Source organism: Colwellia echini (genome assembly GCF_002843355.2).
GTDB classification, from domain to species: Bacteria; Pseudomonadota; Gammaproteobacteria; order Enterobacterales; family Alteromonadaceae; genus Colwellia; species Colwellia echini.
Genome location: NZ_PJAI02000010.1, coordinates 74493 through 92394, shown reverse-complemented (window position 1 = coordinate 92394; position 17902 = coordinate 74493). Strand labels below are relative to the sequence as shown.

The 17902-nt window shown below is 37.9% G+C and carries 14 protein-coding genes; 13 read left to right on the top strand and 1 reads right to left on the bottom strand.

Going from position 1 to position 17902, the window contains the following annotated elements; genetic code table 11:
• Positions 1-20 precede the first annotated feature (20 nt).
• From bamJ to speB, 10 genes are all read left to right on the top strand, one after another.
• Complete coding sequence (gene bamJ, locus CWS31_RS10345) at positions 21-632, top strand: BamJ family beta-barrel-assembly machinery protein (protein WP_211355823.1); 612 nt, start codon at positions 21-23, stop codon at positions 630-632.
• 104 nt (positions 633-736) lie between these two features.
• On the top strand, positions 737-1156 hold the full coding sequence (locus CWS31_RS10340) for a hypothetical protein (RefSeq protein ID WP_101345004.1): 420 nt from the start codon (positions 737-739) through the stop codon (positions 1154-1156).
• 203 nt (positions 1157-1359) lie between these two features.
• Entirely contained in the window at positions 1360-2166 is an 807-nt protein-coding gene (gene dapB, locus CWS31_RS10335; protein WP_101345003.1) for a 4-hydroxy-tetrahydrodipicolinate reductase, read from the top strand.
• A gap of 326 nt (positions 2167-2492) precedes the next feature.
• Positions 2493-3641 carry a glutamine-hydrolyzing carbamoyl-phosphate synthase small subunit gene (carA, locus tag CWS31_RS10330; RefSeq protein ID WP_101345002.1) on the top strand — a complete coding sequence of 383 codons (1149 nt, stop codon included), beginning with the start codon at positions 2493-2495 and terminating at the stop codon, positions 3639-3641.
• A 28-nt stretch (positions 3642-3669) separates the two neighbouring features.
• Positions 3670-6885 carry a carbamoyl-phosphate synthase large subunit gene (carB, locus tag CWS31_RS10325; RefSeq protein WP_101345001.1) on the top strand — a complete coding sequence of 1072 codons (3216 nt, stop codon included), beginning with the start codon at positions 3670-3672 and terminating at the stop codon, positions 6883-6885.
• 116 nt (positions 6886-7001) lie between these two features.
• Positions 7002-7478 (top strand): transcription elongation factor GreA, encoded by a 477-nt coding sequence (greA, locus tag CWS31_RS10320; protein WP_101345000.1) that lies wholly within the window; start codon positions 7002-7004, stop codon positions 7476-7478.
• A 325-nt stretch (positions 7479-7803) separates the two neighbouring features.
• Entirely contained in the window at positions 7804-9813 is a 2010-nt protein-coding gene (gene speA, locus CWS31_RS10315; RefSeq protein WP_101344999.1) for a biosynthetic arginine decarboxylase, read from the top strand.
• A 136-nt stretch (positions 9814-9949) separates the two neighbouring features.
• Complete coding sequence (locus CWS31_RS10310) at positions 9950-11161, top strand: saccharopine dehydrogenase family protein (RefSeq protein WP_101344998.1); 1212 nt, start codon at positions 9950-9952, stop codon at positions 11159-11161.
• A 55-nt stretch (positions 11162-11216) separates the two neighbouring features.
• Positions 11217-12386 (top strand): carboxynorspermidine decarboxylase, encoded by a 1170-nt coding sequence (gene nspC, locus CWS31_RS10305; protein ID WP_101344997.1) that lies wholly within the window; start codon positions 11217-11219, stop codon positions 12384-12386.
• Between the two features lie 81 nt (positions 12387-12467).
• Positions 12468-13352, top strand: coding sequence for an agmatinase (gene speB, locus CWS31_RS10300; RefSeq protein WP_101344996.1), 885 nt, complete (start codon positions 12468-12470; stop codon positions 13350-13352).
• 220 nt (positions 13353-13572) lie between these two features.
• On the opposite strand, the gene yhbY is transcribed toward speB, so the two are convergent.
• Positions 13573-13869 (bottom strand): ribosome assembly RNA-binding protein YhbY, encoded by a 297-nt coding sequence (gene yhbY / locus CWS31_RS10295; RefSeq protein WP_101344995.1) that lies wholly within the window; start codon positions 13867-13869, stop codon positions 13573-13575.
• Positions 13870-14179: 310 nt separating this feature from the next.
• Here yhbY and rlmE point away from each other — a divergent pair, with 310 nt between their 5' ends.
• The 3 genes from rlmE to folP all read left to right on the top strand — a co-directional run bounded on the left by rlmE (position 14180) and on the right by folP (position 17852).
• Entirely contained in the window at positions 14180-14809 is a 630-nt protein-coding gene (gene rlmE / locus CWS31_RS10290) for a 23S rRNA (uridine(2552)-2'-O)-methyltransferase RlmE (RefSeq protein ID WP_101344994.1), read from the top strand.
• A gap of 155 nt (positions 14810-14964) precedes the next feature.
• On the top strand, positions 14965-16938 hold the full coding sequence (ftsH, locus tag CWS31_RS10285; RefSeq protein WP_101344993.1) for an ATP-dependent zinc metalloprotease FtsH: 1974 nt from the start codon (positions 14965-14967) through the stop codon (positions 16936-16938).
• An 86-nt stretch (positions 16939-17024) separates the two neighbouring features.
• Positions 17025-17852, top strand: coding sequence for a dihydropteroate synthase (gene folP / locus CWS31_RS10280; RefSeq protein ID WP_101344992.1), 828 nt, complete (start codon positions 17025-17027; stop codon positions 17850-17852).
• Positions 17853-17902 lie beyond the last annotated feature (50 nt).

The following is a 17902-nucleotide window of genomic DNA, read 5'->3' as shown; positions in this document are numbered from 1 at the left end:
AGTCTGGAGTTTATATACCAATGAGTTTTGATACTATTGAGCAACGTGTTAGCTATGGCGTAGGTCGTCAACTAGGCGATCAACTACGCAACAACCCTTTTAAAGAATTCGACATTACTGCTGTTCAAGCAGGTATTGCAGATGCTCTTGTTGATGCAGCTAGCCAAGTTTCAGATGAAGATCTAAACGCAGCATTTTCTGTTATTTCTCAAAAGTTACAAGAACTAGAGCAAGCTGCAGCAAAAGAAGCCGCAGCTGAAGGCGAAGCTTTTTTAGCTGAAAACGCTAAGCGTGATGAAGTTACTGTGACTGAATCAGGCTTACAGTATGAAGTAATTACTACGGGTGAAGGCGAAAAGCCATCTGCAGACAGTGTTGTATCTGTTCACTATCACGGTACATTCGCTAATGGCGATGTGTTTGATAGCTCTGTTCAACGCGGTCAACCAGCTGAGTTCCCAGTTAATGGCGTTATCGCTGGTTGGACTGAAGCATTGCAACTTATGACAGAAGGTAGTAAGTGGAAGTTAACTATCCCTTATGATTTAGCCTACGGTGAGCGTGGTTCACAAGGTGCTATTCCACCTTATGCTACGTTAGTATTTGATGTTGAATTATTAAGCATCAAGTAATTAACAACGTATACTGATTAAGCCCTCAATGAGGGCTTTTTTTTAAGCTAAAACCAATCACCAAATTTGATTTGCTTATTTAATACTCAAAGGAAATAAATACGATGTCGATTACACTAAAATTACAACAACTTTTTCAGAGTTACCAAGAAGCTTTTATTGAATACGATATTGATAAGGTCAGTCGTTGTTATCATTTGCCATGTACCTTAAATACCCCAGAGCAAATTACCTTACTTAACAGCAAAGAAGATTGTGAGAGTGAATTTAGCACCATTTTTTCACAACTTAAAGAAGGTAATATTAGCCGTATAGTAGCACAAAAGGCATCTTTTAGTGTAGTAACAGACTCATTGAGTCTAGTGTGTGTCGATTGGGACTTTATCGATGCCGACGGTGAGGTTTATGCCGATTTTACCGCTATTTATCATGTGGTACAACAAGGTGAAAAGTTAGAAATTATTAACGTTACCTCACACGATTTAGAATGTTCTTTGAGTTTAGATGAGACTTTTAACTGGTAAGTAAGAATAATCACACTAAACTGATGTTAAACCACATTATAAGCAGGTTTAGTAACTTGGATTTCGAATAAGAAAATTTGCCAGTTTTACAATTTGGCGCTTATCTTACGCGTTTTATATTATTAATATCGAGCTGGATAGAGTAATAAGCCGTAACAAGTCATTAGGTTAAGTGTAGTATTTTAAAAACAATAGAGAAAAATATGAAAGTAAAAGTAGCTATTTTAGGTTGTAGTGGCCGTATGGGACGTAATTTAATCCAAGCAGCTCATGAACATGAAAGTATAGAGCTAGTGGGTGGAAGCGTGCGTAGCAGTTCATCATTCGTCGATTTTGATTTAGGCGAGTTAGCGGGTATTGGCACTATAGGGATTAAAACCTCAACCGAACTATCACAAATGTCTGATGCTGACGTATTCATTGATTTTACTTCAATAGAAACAACGCTTGATAACATTATCTGGTGTAATGAACATAAAAAAGCATTAGTTATCGGTACTACGGGCTTTACTGATGAGCAAGTACAAATAATTGAAGACGCAGGTAAAACTATGCCTGTAATTTTAGCGCCTAATACCAGCGTAGGCGTTAATTTAATGTTTAAGTTATTACAAATAACAGCAAAAGCTATTGGCGAATATACTGATATAGAAATTTTTGAAGCACATCATAGATTCAAAAAAGATGCGCCATCTGGTACTGCAGTAAAAATGGGGCAAGTGATCGCTGATACTTTAGGTCGTGATTTAAATAAAGTTGCGGTATACGGTCGAGAAGGTATTACTGGTGAGCGTGACCGTGAAACCATTGGTTTTGCTACCGTGCGCGCCGGTGATATTGTTGGCGAACACACTGCATTTTTTGCGGATTTAGGCGAACGTCTTGAAATTACGCATAAAGCAAGCTCACGTATGACTTTCGCATTAGGTGCCATGCGCGCTGCATTTTGGTTGAAAGATGCTGACGCAGGTTTTTATGATATGCAAGATGTACTTGGTTTAAAAGATTAATTTTTTATTTTAGTACAGCATAAGTACGAATACAGCATTACATAGATAACTCGTCTTTTCAGGGCTTTGGCGTTGAAATATTAGGAAAGACCAGAAAAGACGGTGTTTTTACACTTTATTACTAGACGAAAGAGCGCTACAAGCGTAAAATAAGTGGATTTTGTCAAAAATTTAGCTGAAAAGTCATTTTTGAGACAAATTATATGTCTGACATTTAGGGTCAGATATGCTTAGACTTAATGTACAGGAAGTACAGTACAAAGCAAAAGCATGGAGCAACTGCTATTATATGCGCGTTTACGTTTATTTCTTCTTGGGAGGTTACATTGGCTACATCTGCTATTTTAGTGCTTGAAGACGGCACTGTTTTTAAAGGCACCGCAATTGGTGCACAAGGATCGGCTGTTGGTGAGGTGGTATTCAACACTTCAATGACAGGTTATCAAGAAATTCTTACCGATCCATCATATGCAGAGCAAATTATTACCCTGACTTACCCGCATATTGGTAACACAGGTACTAATAGTGAAGATAAAGAATCTGATAGCATTGTTGCTAAAGGTCTTGTTATTCGCGATTTGCCATTACTGGCTAGTAACTTTCGCAACGAGCAGAACTTAAGCGATTACTTAATCGCAAACAATATTCTAGGTATTGCTGATATTGACACCCGTAAATTAACGCGCATTTTACGTGAAAAAGGTGCTCAAAACGGCTGTATCTTAACGCTTGAAGATGTAAATGACGAAGCACTACTTGCTGATGCATTGACTCAAGCAAAAGCATTTCCAGGTCTTAAAGGTATGGATTTAGCTAAAGTTGTTTCAACCAAAACACAATATGAATGGACAGCTGGTAGTTGGGAACTTGGTAAAGGTTTCACTAAACCAGATAACTTAGAGTTTCATGTTGTTGCTTATGACTTTGGCGCAAAAGCTAACATCTTACGTATGTTAGTAGACCGTGGTTGTAAGTTAACAGTAGTACCAGCACAAACGCCAGCAAGTGAAGTACTTGCCATGAACCCAGATGGTATTTTCTTATCAAATGGACCTGGTGACCCTGAACCGTGTACTTATGCTATTGAAGCGATTAAAACATTCCTTGAAACTGAAATTCCAGTGTTTGGTATTTGTTTAGGCCATCAACTATTAGGCTTAGCAAGTGGTGCTACTACAGTTAAAATGAAGTTTGGTCATCATGGTGCTAACCATCCGGTAAAAGATTTTGCACGTGATGTGGTAATGATTACTTCACAAAACCACGGCTTTGCTGTTGATGAAGCAAACTTACCAAGCAATTTGACTATTACTCATAAATCATTATTTGATGATTCACTACAAGGTATACATCGTACTGATAAACCAGCGTTTAGCTTCCAAGGTCATCCTGAAGCAAGCCCAGGCCCACACGATGCAGCGCCGTTATTTGATCATTTTATTGATTTAATAAAAGTATTTAAAGAAAGCAAATAGACTCACAAGACAAGAGAGAAAGAGAACCATGGCAAAAAGAACTGATTTAAAAAGTATCTTGATCTTAGGCGCTGGCCCAATAGTAATTGGCCAAGCCTGTGAGTTTGATTATTCTGGTGCGCAAGCATGTAAAGCATTACGTGAAGAAGGTTACCGAGTTATTTTAGTTAACTCTAACCCTGCGACCATAATGACAGACCCAGAGATGGCAGATGCAACGTACATTGAACCAATTCATTGGGAAGTTGTACGTAAAATTATAGAAAAAGAACGTCCTTGTGCGATATTACCTACAATGGGTGGCCAAACAGCATTAAACTGTGCACTTGAGCTAGAAGCCAAAGGCGTATTAAAAGAATTTAACGTTGAAATGATTGGCGCTACCGCTGATGCAATCGACAAAGCTGAAAACCGCGAGCGCTTTGATAAGGCAATGAAAAACATTGGCTTAGAATGTCCACGTGCTGAAATAGTACACACTATTGACGAAGCGCATGAAGCAAGTAAACGCTTAGGTTTCCCTTGTATTATTCGCCCATCATTTACCATGGGTGGCTCAGGCGGCGGTATTGCTTATAACATCGAAGAATTTGATGAAATTTGTACTCGCGGTTTAGATCTTTCTCCAACATCAGAATTATTGATTGATGAATCATTAATTGGTTGGAAAGAGTATGAAATGGAAGTGGTTCGTGACAAAAATGATAACTGTATCATTATTTGTTCAATTGAAAACTTTGACCCTATGGGTATTCATACGGGTGACTCAATCACTGTTGCTCCAGCCCAAACATTAACAGACAAAGAATACCAAATCATGCGTAACGCTTCATTAGCGGTACTACGTGAAATTGGTGTTGAAACTGGTGGTTCAAACGTACAGTTTGGTATTTGTCCTGATACTGGCCGTATGGTTATTATCGAGATGAACCCACGTGTTTCTCGTTCATCGGCATTAGCTTCTAAAGCAACAGGTTTCCCTATTGCTAAAATCGCAGCAAAACTTGCGGTAGGTTACACCCTTGATGAATTATCTAATGATATTACTGGCGGTAAAACACCAGCATCATTTGAACCAACAATCGATTACGTAGTTACTAAGATTCCTCGTTTTAACTTCGAAAAATTTGCTGGCTCTGAAGACCGTTTAACCACACAAATGAAATCAGTTGGTGAAGTTATGGCTATTGGCCGTAACCAACAAGAATCATTACAAAAAGCATTACGCGGCTTAGAAGTTGGCGTAAGTGGTTTTGACCCAATTGTTGATGTAACTAAAAAAGGCGCTAAAACTAAAATCATGCACGAGCTTCAAGAAGCTGGCGCAGACAGAATTTGGTATATTGCTGATGCATTCCGCCTAGGTTTAACAATTGAAGATGTATTCAACGCGACTAAAATTGACCGTTGGTTCTTAGTACAAATTGAAGACTTAATTAAAGAAGAGCAAAAAGTAGCTGAAGGTGGCATGAAGTCACTAACCGCTTCACGTTTACGTAAACTTAAGCGTAAAGGTTTTGCTGATGCGCGTTTAGCTAATGTTATTGGTGTAAACGAGTCTGAAATTCGTAAAAAGCGTGAAAAAGCTAATATTCACCCAGTATACAAACGTGTAGATACTTGTGCTGCTGAGTTTAGTTCAGACACAGCTTACATGTACTCAACCTACGATGAAGAATGTGAAGCTAATCCTACTGATAATGACAAAATCATGATCTTAGGTGGCGGTCCAAACAGAATTGGTCAAGGTATTGAATTTGATTACTGTTGTGTACACGCAGCATTAGCATTACGTGATGACGGTTTTGAAACTATCATGGTTAACTGTAACCCTGAAACGGTTTCAACCGATTACGATACATCTGATCGCTTATACTTTGAATCTATTACCTTTGAAGATGTACTTGAAATTGTACGTATTGAAAAGCCAAAAGGCGTTATTGTTCAATACGGTGGCCAAACACCACTTAAACTAGCGCGTGCTCTAGAAGCCGCTGGTGTACCAATTATTGGTACCTCACCAGATGCAATTGACCGTGCAGAAGATAGAGAGCGTTTCCAACAAGCTGTTGACCGTTTAGGTTTATTACAACCTGAAAATGCTACCGTAACCTCTGTTGATGAAGCAATGGCTAAAGCAGAGTCTATCGGTTTCCCATTAGTTGTTCGTCCTTCTTATGTATTAGGTGGTCGTGCGATGGAAATCGTATACGACTTAGAAGATTTACGTCGTTACATGACAGAAGCGGTTAGTGTTTCAAATGACTCGCCAATATTACTTGATCACTTCCTTGATGATGCAATTGAAGTAGATATTGACCTTATTTGTGACGGTACTGATGTAGTTATTGGCGGTATTATGCAGCACATTGAACAAGCGGGTGTTCACTCAGGTGACTCAGCATGTTCATTACCAGCATATAGCTTAAGTCAAGAAGTACAAGACGTTATGCGTAAGCAAGTGACTGACTTAGCTTTCGAGTTAGGTGTAATTGGCTTAATGAATACGCAAATGGCTGTTAAAGGCAACGAAGTTTACCTTATTGAAGTTAACCCTCGTGCTGCTCGTACTGTTCCTTTTGTATCAAAAGCGACAGGCGTTGCTATTGCTAAAATTGGCGCACAAGTGATGGCTGGTAAAACCTTAAAAGAATTAGGTGTTACTGAAGAAGTTATCCCTAGTTACTTCTCAGTTAAAGAAGTGGTTATTCCGTTTAATAAATTCCACGGTAGTGACCCACTTGTTGGCCCAGAAATGCGCTCAACAGGCGAAGTAATGGGTGTTGGTACAACATTTGAAGAAGCCTTTGCTAAAGCTAACTTAGGTGCTGGTGTTTCTGTTCCTAAAGATGGCCGTGCATTAATTTCTGTGCGTAACAGTGATAAAGGCCGTGTTGTAGACTTAGCTAAACAAATGGTTGCGTTAGGTTACGAGTTAGATGCAACACATGGTACTGAGATTATTTTACGTGAAGCAGGTGTTCCGGTTCGTCGTGTAAATAAAGTACATGAAGGTCGTCCGCATATTCTTGATAGAATTAAGAATAGTGAATACAGCTATATCATCAATACTACTGAAGGTCGTAAAGCGATTGAAGATTCAAAAGTATTGCGTGGCGGAGCACTTCGCTATAAAGTGGCTTATACCACAACGTTAAATGCTGCATTTGCTGCATGTCAGGCTCACTCAGCTGACGATAGAAACACTGTAACGTCAATTCAAGAGTTACATGCTACGTTGTAAATAAAATCAAGAAAGCTTTTACTCTTGGAAGAGTTTAAGCTAAATATATTAAAGGTGGTTATATCCTGTTTATTAAATAGGTTGACCGCCTTTATTTGTTAAATAAGAAGAATGAAATGACTAAATACCCAATGACACTTCGTGGTGCTGAGCAACTTCAAGCTGAGCTTAAAATATTAAAAACTGAAAAGCGCCCGCGTATCGTAAAAGATATTGCAGATGCTCGTGAGCATGGCGATTTAAAAGAAAATGCTGAATACCATGCAGCTAAAGAAGAGCAGGGCTTTTGTGAAGGTCGCATTCAAGATATTGAAGGCCGCTTATGTAACGCGCAAGTAATTGATATTAAAAGTATCCCAAATCACGGTAAAGTTATTTTTGGTACTACAGTAACCTTGTTAAACATTGATACTGAAGTTGAAGTAACTTATCAAATAGTTGGTGATGATGAGGCTGATTTTAAAACAGGTCGTATTTCATATAACTCGCCAATTGCCCGTGGCTTAATTGGTAAAGAAGTTGATAGTGAAATTGAAATCACAACACCAGGCGGTATTGTTGAGTACGAAATTATTTCGGTAGAACATATTTAATTAATAATAAGCCGAACTTTTTTGTTGGCTAATTTTATGGTTGTCTTAATTATTGACAAGTTAAATTATAAAGCACGCTAATTAGCGTGCTTTTTTGTTCTTATTTTGTAACATTATTCATTTATATTTAAGACAAACTATTTAACTTTTATTGCTATATATGAGAGTGTTTAGCTTATAATTATTGGGTTTAAAAATTTTATTGCTTTTTTACACTTTTGAATAAAATTTTTCTTTGTATTCTCAAAAAACTGTGCATAATTGCGCAAAATTTTTAGCGCTTATTTACGGCTTAAACCCCGTACCAATAAACAAGGTTTGGTTAATGAAAAGTATTTCTTCAAAAAATTGGTCAATCGATCGTTCGGCTGAGCTTTATGGCATTCGTGAGTGGAGCTCTGGTTATTTCGATGTCAACGATAAAGGCGAATTAGTTTGCAGTTTAACTTTTGCGGGTGATGAGCAAGTAAACTCAAGTCCAGTAAAACAAACAAAAAAAACATCAGCAAAAGAAGCTCAGTCAATAGTGACTGCGGATGACGCTATCTCGACGAAAGTTAATGTATCTTTGATGGATATTATTTCAGGTATGAAAGAGCGTGGTATGGATATGCCAGTATTACTACGTTTCGAAAACTTGATTGAAGATCGTTTAACTAAATTAAACGAAGCGTTTGCTAATGCTATTAAAGAAAGTAGTTATCAAAACTATTATCGTGGTGTTTTCCCGATAAAAGTGAATCAACAAGCGCAAGTTATTGAAGAGATATCTGAATTTGGTAGTCGTTACCACCATGGTCTTGAAGCAGGTAGTAAAGCTGAGCTTATAATTGCGTTAGCAAGTTTAACGGATAACGACGCGTGTATTGTTTGTAATGGCTATAAAGATGATGAATTCATCTCATTAGGCTTACATGCAATACAGCTTGGTATTAACTGTTTTTTTGTTGTGGAAACCTTAAGTGAAATTCCATTAATTATTGCCGCATCTACAAAAATGAATGTAAAACCATTAATAGGTGTGCGTTTAAAGCTTGCATCGAAAGTTGATGGTTACTGGAGCAGTGACAGTGGCGATCGCAGTATTTTTGGTTTAACGACGTCTCAGTTAATGGAAGCGGTTGATCAGTTAAGAGCTGCAGATATGATTGATTGTTTACAATTATTACATTGCCATTTGGGCTCACAAATACCAAACATTCAAAATATTCGTAGTGGTGTGCTCGAAGCGTGTCGCTATTATTCAGAATTGAGCAGTGAAGGCGTACCTTTAGGTTATTTAGACTTAGGTGGCGGTTTAGCGGTTGATTACGAAGGTGCTTATACTAACTCAACACATAGTATGAATTATAACCTTGATGAGTACTGTGCTGATATCGTTGAAGCGATCATCGAAACTTTAGATCCACTAGGTATTAAGCATCCGGTTATTTTGACTGAATCAGGTAGAGCAACCGTTGCTTATTCATCAGTTTTGTTATTTAACATTCTGGATGTGACTCATTTTGAGCCGGCACCTATTCCTAAAGTGATAGCTGAAGATGCGTCAGAGTTGGTTAAAAACCTACATGCGTTGTTAGAAATTATTACTATTCGCAACGTACAAGAGTGTTTTAATGATGCATCACATTACCGTGATGAAATACGTGAGAATTTCCGTCGTGGTCGTGAAACGCTTCGCTCTAAAGCCTTAGGTGAAAATATTTACTTAGCGATATTGCAAAAAATAGTGTTGTTGTTACCACAAGTTAAACGTATGTCGACGGAATTAGAAAACTTACCTGAAAGTTTAGCCGATATATATTACGGTAACTTTAGTGTGTTTCAATCACTACCAGACTCATGGGCAATTGATCAAATATTCCCTATCATGCCAATTCATCGGTTAGATGAAGTGCCAACGCGTGATGCAATATTAGCGGATTTAACCTGTGATTGTGATGGGAAAATTGATAGCTTCACTGTAGATGGCGTACATCGTAAAACCTTGCCAGTACATGAAGTTAAAGAGGGTGAAGATTACTTCTTTGGTGCGTTTTTAGTCGGTGCTTATCAAGAAACGCTTGGTGATTTACATAACTTATTTGGTGATACCAACGTGGTTAGTGTGCGTATCAACTCAGACGGTAGTTATGATTATGTAAAAGAAATGGAAGGGGACAGTATCTCAGACGTATTAAGTTATGTTGAATATTATCCTAAAGCGTTAACGGAACGTTTCCGTCAACGTGCAGAAAAAGCGGTGAAATCGGGGCGTATTAATGTTGCAGAGCGCCAAACAATGCTGAGAAATTTCAGCGAAAGTCTGGGCGGTTACACCTACTTTGAAAAGTAAGCTTTAGCGAGCAGTTCGAAATAAGTAGTAGGTTTATACCGTTCAATTTACGCAAATAGTTAAGTTACTGGCTCTACAAGGTAATGTTTAACTATTATTAAAAATATCAAATTTAATGTTTTTTAAGGAATTTATAATGACTAAAGTCATGATTGTAGGCGCTGGTGGTGTTGGCGGTGTTGTTGCTCATAAATGCGCACAAGTTGCGAGTGTATTTAGTGAAGTAGTATTAGCAAGCCGTACAGTTGCAAAATGTGATGCTATTGCTAAACAAGTTGAAGCAAAAACTGGCGTTAAAATGCGCACAGTACAAGTTGATGCCGACAATGTTCCTGAAATGGTAGCGTTACTTAAAAAAGAAGCGCCTAAATTAGTGATCAACGTTGCTTTACCATACCAAGATTTACATATTATGGACGCTTGTTTAGAAGCGGGCGTACATTATTTAGATACAGCAAACTATGAGCCACTAGATACGGCTAAGTTTGAATATCACTGGCAATGGGCTTACCAAGACAAATTTGAACAAGCAGGTTTAATGGCATTATTAGGCTCGGGTTTCGATCCAGGCGCAACCAACATGTTTACCGCTTACATTGCTAAGCATTACTTTGATGAAATTCATGAATTAGATATTATTGATGTTAATGGTGGCGATCACGGTTACCCGTTTGCAACTAACTTCAACCCTGAAATTAACATTCGTGAAGTGACTGCGGAATGTCGTCACTGGGAAAATGGTGAGTTTGTAACGACTGATGCAATGAGTAAATCAGCTAAATTCACTTGTCCTGATAGCGTTGGTACATTTGATATTTACCGTATGTACCATGAAGAATTAGAGTCGTTAACTAAACATTTTCCAACCTTAAAACGTGCTCAATTTTGGATGAGTTTTTCTCAAAATTACCTAAATCACTTAGAAGTATTAGGTAATGTAGGTATGACAGGCATTGAGCCAGTTGAATTTAATGGTCAATCTATTGTTCCGATTCAATTTTTACGTCAATTATTACCAGATCCTGCAAGCTTAGGGCCGCGTACTAAAGGCAAAACCTGTATCGGCTGTGTGGTTCGCGGTATTAAAGACGGTAAAGAGAAAATTGTTTACCTTTATAACATTTGTGATCATCAAGAGTGTTATGCCGAAGTTGAATCACAAGCTATTTCTTACACAACAGGCGTACCAGCAATGATTGGCGCTAAAATGATGTTAGAAGGCAAGTGGATGAAACCAGGCGTATGGAACATGGAGCAACTTGATCCTGACCCGTTCATGGAAGACATGAACAAACACGGCTTACCGTGGAAAGTTATCGAGTTAGATTCGTTTTCATTAGAAAAATAACTCGTAATTTTAACAATTAGCAATGAACCTAAATAGCCAATAAGTGAATAAATGAATGACCGCTAGTACAACGTTTTTAAATTTTGACCTTAATCGTGTGCCATCACCTTGTTTTGTAGTTGATGAAGCAGTAATTGAAAAAAACTTACAAAAATTACATTACGTGCAAGAGCAAAGTGGTGCAAAAGTATTAGCGGCCTTAAAAGCTTTTTCTTTTTGGCAATTAGGAAAACTAACTGGTAAGTACCTAAGTGGAACTTGTGCTAGTGGTTTGCATGAACTGTTATTAGGCAAAGAAGCTTATGGCGGTGAAACGCATGTATTTTCAGCAGCTTTTAAAGCTAATGAAATGGAAGAGATATTATCGTTAGCTGATCACGTAGTTTTTAATTCATGTGGTCAATGGCAACGTTTTCAACCTGAAATAAAAGCCGCAAAAGCAAAGCGTCAAGAGCTTAAATTTGGTTTGCGAATTAATCCTGAGCACTCTGAAGGTACTACGCCAATTTACGATCCTTGTGCGCCGGGTTCTCGTTTAGGTATTCCGTTAAGTGAGCTAGATGAAAGTAATCTGGAAGGTATTTCAGGCTTACATTTTCATACCCTTTGCGAACAAAAATTTGAACCGTTAGCACGAACCGTAGCCGCAGTAGAAGCAAAGTTTGGTCACCTTTTAGGTCAAATGCAATGGATTAATTTTGGTGGAGGTCATCACATTACTGCTGATGATTACGATGTTGAAGGTTTAATTACTTTAATCAAAAACTTTGCTAAAAAATATGACGTGCAAGTGTACATTGAGCCAGGTGAAGCGGTTGCTATTCATAGTGGTATTTTGGTTAGCGAAGTACTCGATATTACTTGGAATACACTGCCCCAAGCAATACTTGATACATCAGCTACTTGTCACATGCCAGACACGCTTGAAATGCCATATCGCGCACATATTCTTGATTCAGGTGAAGCGAATGAGCTTGAACATACGTACCGCTTAGGTGGTATGACTTGCTTAGCGGGTGATGTGATGGGAGATTACAGTTTTACTAAGCCGTTAACTATAGGTCAGCGTGTAGCGTTTGACGATATGGCACATTACACCATGGTAAAAACGAGTACCTTTAACGGTATTGGTTTACCGGCATTGGCATTGTGGAACTCAAGTACAGACGAACTGAGCATTATTAAAGAGTTTGGCTATAGCGATTTTAAAGAACGCTTATCGTAAACTTCTATTAATAAAGAGTTAAGCATAATTATTTTACCTTTTTTACTTTTATATAAGAATTTATAATTTTAAGGAATAGACATGGATGAATTCGAAAGCGAATATCCAATTTTTCTTGGCTCTGAAATAGAGCAAGGCGATCCTGCACAATCAATGTTTCATGTGATCCCTGTGCCTTACGAAGCAAGTGTTTCGTATGGCGGTGGTACTAATTTAGGTCCATCAGCTATTTTGAAGGCTTCTTGGCAGTTAGAGCAGTGGGATGGTAAGTCAAAACCTTGTGAACAGGGTATTTATACACATCCTGTGGTCGATTGTACTGTTGCTTCAGATCTTGTTATTGAGAACATTGCCGCAGCAACTAAGATAGCAGGGGACTTTGGTAAGATTCCTGTGGTATTAGGTGGCGAGCACACAGTAACTTATGGTGTTATCAAAGGGTTACTTGAGAGTGGCATGACAGATATTGGTGTAGTGCAAATTGATGCGCATGCTGATTTACGTGACGCTTATGAAGGTGATAAATTAAGTCATGCTTCCGTAATGAAACGTATTGTTGATTTAGATATTCCGTTATTTCAATTAGGTATTCGCGCTTTTTGTGAAGAAGAAGTTGAAACACGTAAAGCAAATAACGTGCATTATATTGATGCTGATGACTTAGTACCAAACAATATTAATGAAATTACGTTACCGGAAAACTTCCCAAAGAATGTATTTTTCACCTTAGATATTGATGGTATGGACCCTTCAGTATTTCCATCAACAGGTACGCCAGTGCCAGGTGGTTTAGGTTGGTATCAAACGTTGAATTTATTTGAAAGTGTTGCAAAACAACGAAAGATTATAGGTTTTGATATTATGGAGTTTGCACCAATTAATGGTTTCCATGCTTATGATTTCGCAGCTTCTTTTTTAACCTATAAAATGATGGGTATAGTAGAGCGTAACAACGCTAAATATTGATATTATTGTTCTATTCACTTTCATTATTGCGAACTCAGGTTAAGTAAAATAATACAAAAACGAAAAAAGCCAAGTGATATTCACTTGGCTTTTTTTATGTGTTTTTTTAAAGTTATATAATTATCTATCTTGCAATCTCATTATAACCTTTAAACTAACACTAGAACCTAGAACCTAGAACCTAGAACCTAGAACCTAAGGTATAGAGCTAGACTATAAATTATACTTTAGGAATGCGGATTTTCTTTTCTGCACTCTCACGGTAAATAACTAAAGTTTTACCAATAACTTGTACTTTAATCGCATTTGTTTCACGACAAATCGCTTCAACAATTAATGCTTTAGTTTCTCTATCATCTGTTGGGATTTTTACTTTGATCAATTCATGATGACCTAGCGCGTAATCTATTTCAGCTACAACCGCTTCAGTTAATCCATTGTTACCTAATAAAACTACTGGTTTTAAAGGGTGTGCTACACCTTTTAAGTATTGTATTTGTTTGTTGTTTAAGCTCATACTAAATTTTGTTGTCCGTTGCCTTGAATTGTCGCTATTTTACCCTTATCTAATCAGTATTACTAATTAGTTATAGTATTTTCATTAAGTTTATAAATTTATATACCCTTTTATACAATGGCATACCCATTTTAAATGTAACGAGTAAATAACCTGTGTAACTGCACCCATTCTATTATCACTATATTCTCAAAGCGATTGATGAGGATAAATGCGAATAGCTTAATGAGTTTAATTTTCAATTCCTATATAATTATCGAATCATTATACCGCTTAAATCACCCGAAAGTTATCCCGAGTAAGAAGAATTATGGCAACTAAAAAACACAAGGCCAGCAGTCAACGTTGGTTAGATGAACATTTTGAAGATGAATATGTGAAAAAAGCGCAGCGTTTAGGTTTACGCTCTCGTGCCGTTTTTAAAATTGAAGAAATTAACAACAAAGATAAATTAATTAAACCGGGTATGAAGGTCGTAGATTTAGGTGCCGCTCCTGGTGGTTGGTCTGAATATGCAGTAAAAGCAGTTGGTGAAAAAGGGCAGGTTATTGCTTGTGATATTTTACCTATGGACGCTATTGTTGGCGTTGACTTCCTTGAAGGTGACTTTCGCGAGGAAGTGGTACTTGATGCGTTATTGAATCGTATTAATGGTAAAAATATTGATGTTGTTATGTCTGACATGGCAGCTAACATGACAGGTAATGAAAGTGCAGACTCTGCACGTAGTATGTACTTAGTTGAATTAGCCCTTGATATGTGTAGCGAGGTCTTAAAACCTAATGGTTCTTTTGTGGTTAAAGTGTTCCAAGGTGCTGGTTTTGAAGAGTATATGAAGGCAACACGTGCTGTGTTTAAAACCGTAAAAACACGCAAGCCAGAATCATCCAGAGCACGCTCTCGTGAAGTGTATTTGGTAGGTACTGGCTACAAAGGCTAATTGGTAATTTAATCAGGGTGACTATTGAAGTTGTAACTAGTTGTAACCAACAACAAAAGTTAAATGGCGAGTCGCCTTGAATTGTAGTAAATTAAGCACAATAAATATATTCTATAAAAAATTTAATCTCACAAGAGGTCTTCAAGTTGAGCGATATGGCAAAAAATCTTATTTTATGGTTAGTTATTGCAGTTGTTTTAATGAGCGTATTTCAGAGTTTTACTCCGAGTACTTCAAAAAATCAACAAATGGATTACACCCGCTTTATTAAGGACGTACGTCAAGGACAAATTCGAGACGCAAGTGTCGATAGAAATGGCGTTATTACAGGTGAAAAAAGTAGTGGTGAAGCATATAAAACCGTTATTCCAGGTGGCTATGATCGTGACTTAATTAACGACCTTGTTAAACAGGGTGTACGTGCTGAAGGTAAATTACCTGAAGAAACGAGTTTCTTAACCACTATTTTCGTTTCTTGGTTCCCAATGATTTTGCTTATTGGTGTATGGATTTTCTTCATGCGTCAAATGCAAGGTGGTGGCGGTAAAGGCGCTATGTCATTTGGTAAAAGTAAAGCACGCCAATTAAGCGAAGAACAAATCAAAACAACCTTTGCTGATGTTGCAGGTTGTGATGAGGCGAAAGAAGACGTTGCTGAATTAGTTGATTACTTAAAAGAACCAACACGCTTTCAAAAACTTGGTGGTCGTATTCCATCAGGTATTTTACTTGTGGGTCAACCTGGTACAGGTAAAACGTTATTAGCAAAAGCTATTGCTGGTGAAGCTAAAGTACCGTTCTTTACTATTTCAGGCTCTGATTTTGTAGAGATGTTTGTCGGTGTCGGTGCATCACGTGTTCGTGACATGTTCGAACAAGCTAAAAAAGCGGCACCTTGTATTATCTTTATCGATGAAATCGATGCGGTAGGTCGCCAACGTGGTGCTGGAATGGGTGGTGGACACGATGAACGTGAACAAACACTTAACCAAATGTTAGTAGAAATGGATGGTTTTGAAGGTAACGAAGGCGTTATTGTTATTGCCGCAACTAACCGTCCAGACGTATTAGACCCAGCATTACTTCGTCCAGGTCGTTTTGACCGTCAAGTAACGGTTGGTTTACCTGACATCAAAGGTCGTGAACAAATTCTTAAAGTACATATGCGTAAAGTGCCGTTAGGTGATGATGTTAAAGCGCATGTTATTGCTCGTGGTACTCCTGGTTTTTCAGGTGCTGATTTAGCTAACTTAGTTAATGAAGCGGCTTTATGTGCGGCTCGTAGCGGACTTCGTTTAGTTAGCATGAAGCAATTTGATGAAGCTAAAGACAAAATCATGATGGGCTCAGAACGCAAAACTATGGTGATGAGTGAGTCAGAAAGAGAAATGACCGCATACCATGAGGCTGGTCACGCCATTATTGGTCGCTTAGTTCCAGATCATGATCCTGTATACAAAGTAAGTATTATTCCTCGTGGCCGAGCCCTTGGTGTAACTATGTACTTACCAGAGCAAGATAGATTTAGTCACTCTAAACAACATTTAGAAAGTAATATCTCATCTTTATATGGTGGTCGTGTTGCTGAAGACTTAATCTACGGTAGTGATAAAGTATCAACTGGTGCTTCAAATGATATTGAACGTGCTACTAACATTGCACGTAAAATGGTAACGCAATGGGGTTTATCTGAAAAAATGGGTCCTATGTTGTTCGCTGAAGAAGAAGGTGAAGTATTCTTAGGTCGCACATCGGCAAAATCGTTACACATGTCTGATGAAACAGCAAAAGCTATTGATGAAGAAATTAAAGCCGTTATTAACCGTAACTATCAACGAGCTGAAGATTTAATAAAAGCAAACATGGATGTATTACACGCCATGAAAGATTGTTTAATGAAATATGAAACAATCGACGCTTTGCAAATTGATGACTTAATGGCAAGAACAACGGTTCGTCCGCCTGCAGGTTGGGATGATAAAGGCAGTTCAAACTCTAACTCAGACAATAGCAAGGGCAAAGACGCTGAAGAAACTACAACTGAGGCAAAAGTTGAAAAAAATGCTGAGCCAACAAAAGATGTAACACCAGATACAAGTAAACCAAGTGGTGATACACCAGCAAGCTAATTCTTGTTACGTATATTAAAGCCTCGGCATTTAGTAATAAATCCCGAGGCTTTTTCTTATCTGACTTATTAACTAAAGATATAACAATGTTTGAAAGCAATAAAATATTGAATGATATAGCGCAACCGTTGGTAATGGGCATTTTAAATGTAACTCCCGACTCTTTTTCTGATGGTGGGAAGTTTGTCTCATTTGAAAATGCTTTAGCGCAAGTTAAACAAATGATTGATGACGGTGTTGATATTATTGATATTGGCGGAGAATCAACGCGTCCAGGTGCGGTCGACGTCAGTGAAGAAGATGAGTTAGGGCGCGTGATCCCGTTACTTAAAGCGATAAAAGAAAATTATGACATTAAAGTATCAATTGATACCAGTAAGTCAGCAGTGATGGCTCAAGCCATTGAACATGGCGCTGACTTAATTAATGATGTGCGAGCTTTACAAAATAAAGGTTGTTTAGCAGCATTAGCGAACACTAATGTCGCTGTGTGTTTAATGCATATGCAAGGTTTACCGCGCACAATGCAGGAGAACCCGCAATATACCAATCTGATTGATGATATAAAGACGTTTTTTAAAGAGCGTATTCAAGTGTGTGAAGAAGCGGGGATAAGCCGAAGCCGTATAATTTTAGATCCTGGTTTTGGTTTTGGTAAAACCTTAGAACAAAATTATCAACTCCTTGCTCAACTAGATAAGTTTAATGATTTGGGCTTACCACTGTTATCCGGTACTTCAAGAAAATCGATGATCGGTAATTTATTAAACCGTAAGGTTGATGAACGCCTTGCAGGGAGTTTAACTACCGCTATAATAGCGGCACAGAAAAATGCAAAAATTATTAGAGTGCACGATGTTAAAGAAACAGTTGATGCGCTTAAAGTATTATCCGCTACCACTAAGTATTTGTAATATCAAAACTAGTAAGTAACAGAGTTAATATATAGCACAAAAAATACCGA

Coding starts and splice junctions, on each gene's coding strand:
- bamJ (WP_211355823.1), top strand. CDS start 21: ATGAGTTTTGATACTATTGAGCAACGTGTTAGCTATGGCGTAGGTCGT.
- CWS31_RS10340 (WP_101345004.1), top strand. CDS start 737: ATGTCGATTACACTAAAATTACAACAACTTTTTCAGAGTTACCAAGAA.
- dapB (WP_101345003.1), top strand. CDS start 1,360: ATGAAAGTAAAAGTAGCTATTTTAGGTTGTAGTGGCCGTATGGGACGT.
- carB (WP_101345001.1), top strand. CDS start 3,670: ATGGCAAAAAGAACTGATTTAAAAAGTATCTTGATCTTAGGCGCTGGC.
- greA (WP_101345000.1), top strand. CDS start 7,002: ATGACTAAATACCCAATGACACTTCGTGGTGCTGAGCAACTTCAAGCT.
- speA (WP_101344999.1), top strand. CDS start 7,804: ATGAAAAGTATTTCTTCAAAAAATTGGTCAATCGATCGTTCGGCTGAG.
- CWS31_RS10310 (WP_101344998.1), top strand. CDS start 9,950: ATGACTAAAGTCATGATTGTAGGCGCTGGTGGTGTTGGCGGTGTTGTT.
- nspC (WP_101344997.1), top strand. CDS start 11,217: ATGACCGCTAGTACAACGTTTTTAAATTTTGACCTTAATCGTGTGCCA.
- speB (WP_101344996.1), top strand. CDS start 12,468: ATGGATGAATTCGAAAGCGAATATCCAATTTTTCTTGGCTCTGAAATA.
- yhbY (WP_101344995.1), bottom strand. CDS start 13,869: ATGAGCTTAAACAACAAACAAATACAATACTTAAAAGGTGTAGCACAC.
- rlmE (WP_101344994.1), top strand. CDS start 14,180: ATGGCAACTAAAAAACACAAGGCCAGCAGTCAACGTTGGTTAGATGAA.
- ftsH (WP_101344993.1), top strand. CDS start 14,965: ATGGCAAAAAATCTTATTTTATGGTTAGTTATTGCAGTTGTTTTAATG.
- folP (WP_101344992.1), top strand. CDS start 17,025: ATGTTTGAAAGCAATAAAATATTGAATGATATAGCGCAACCGTTGGTA.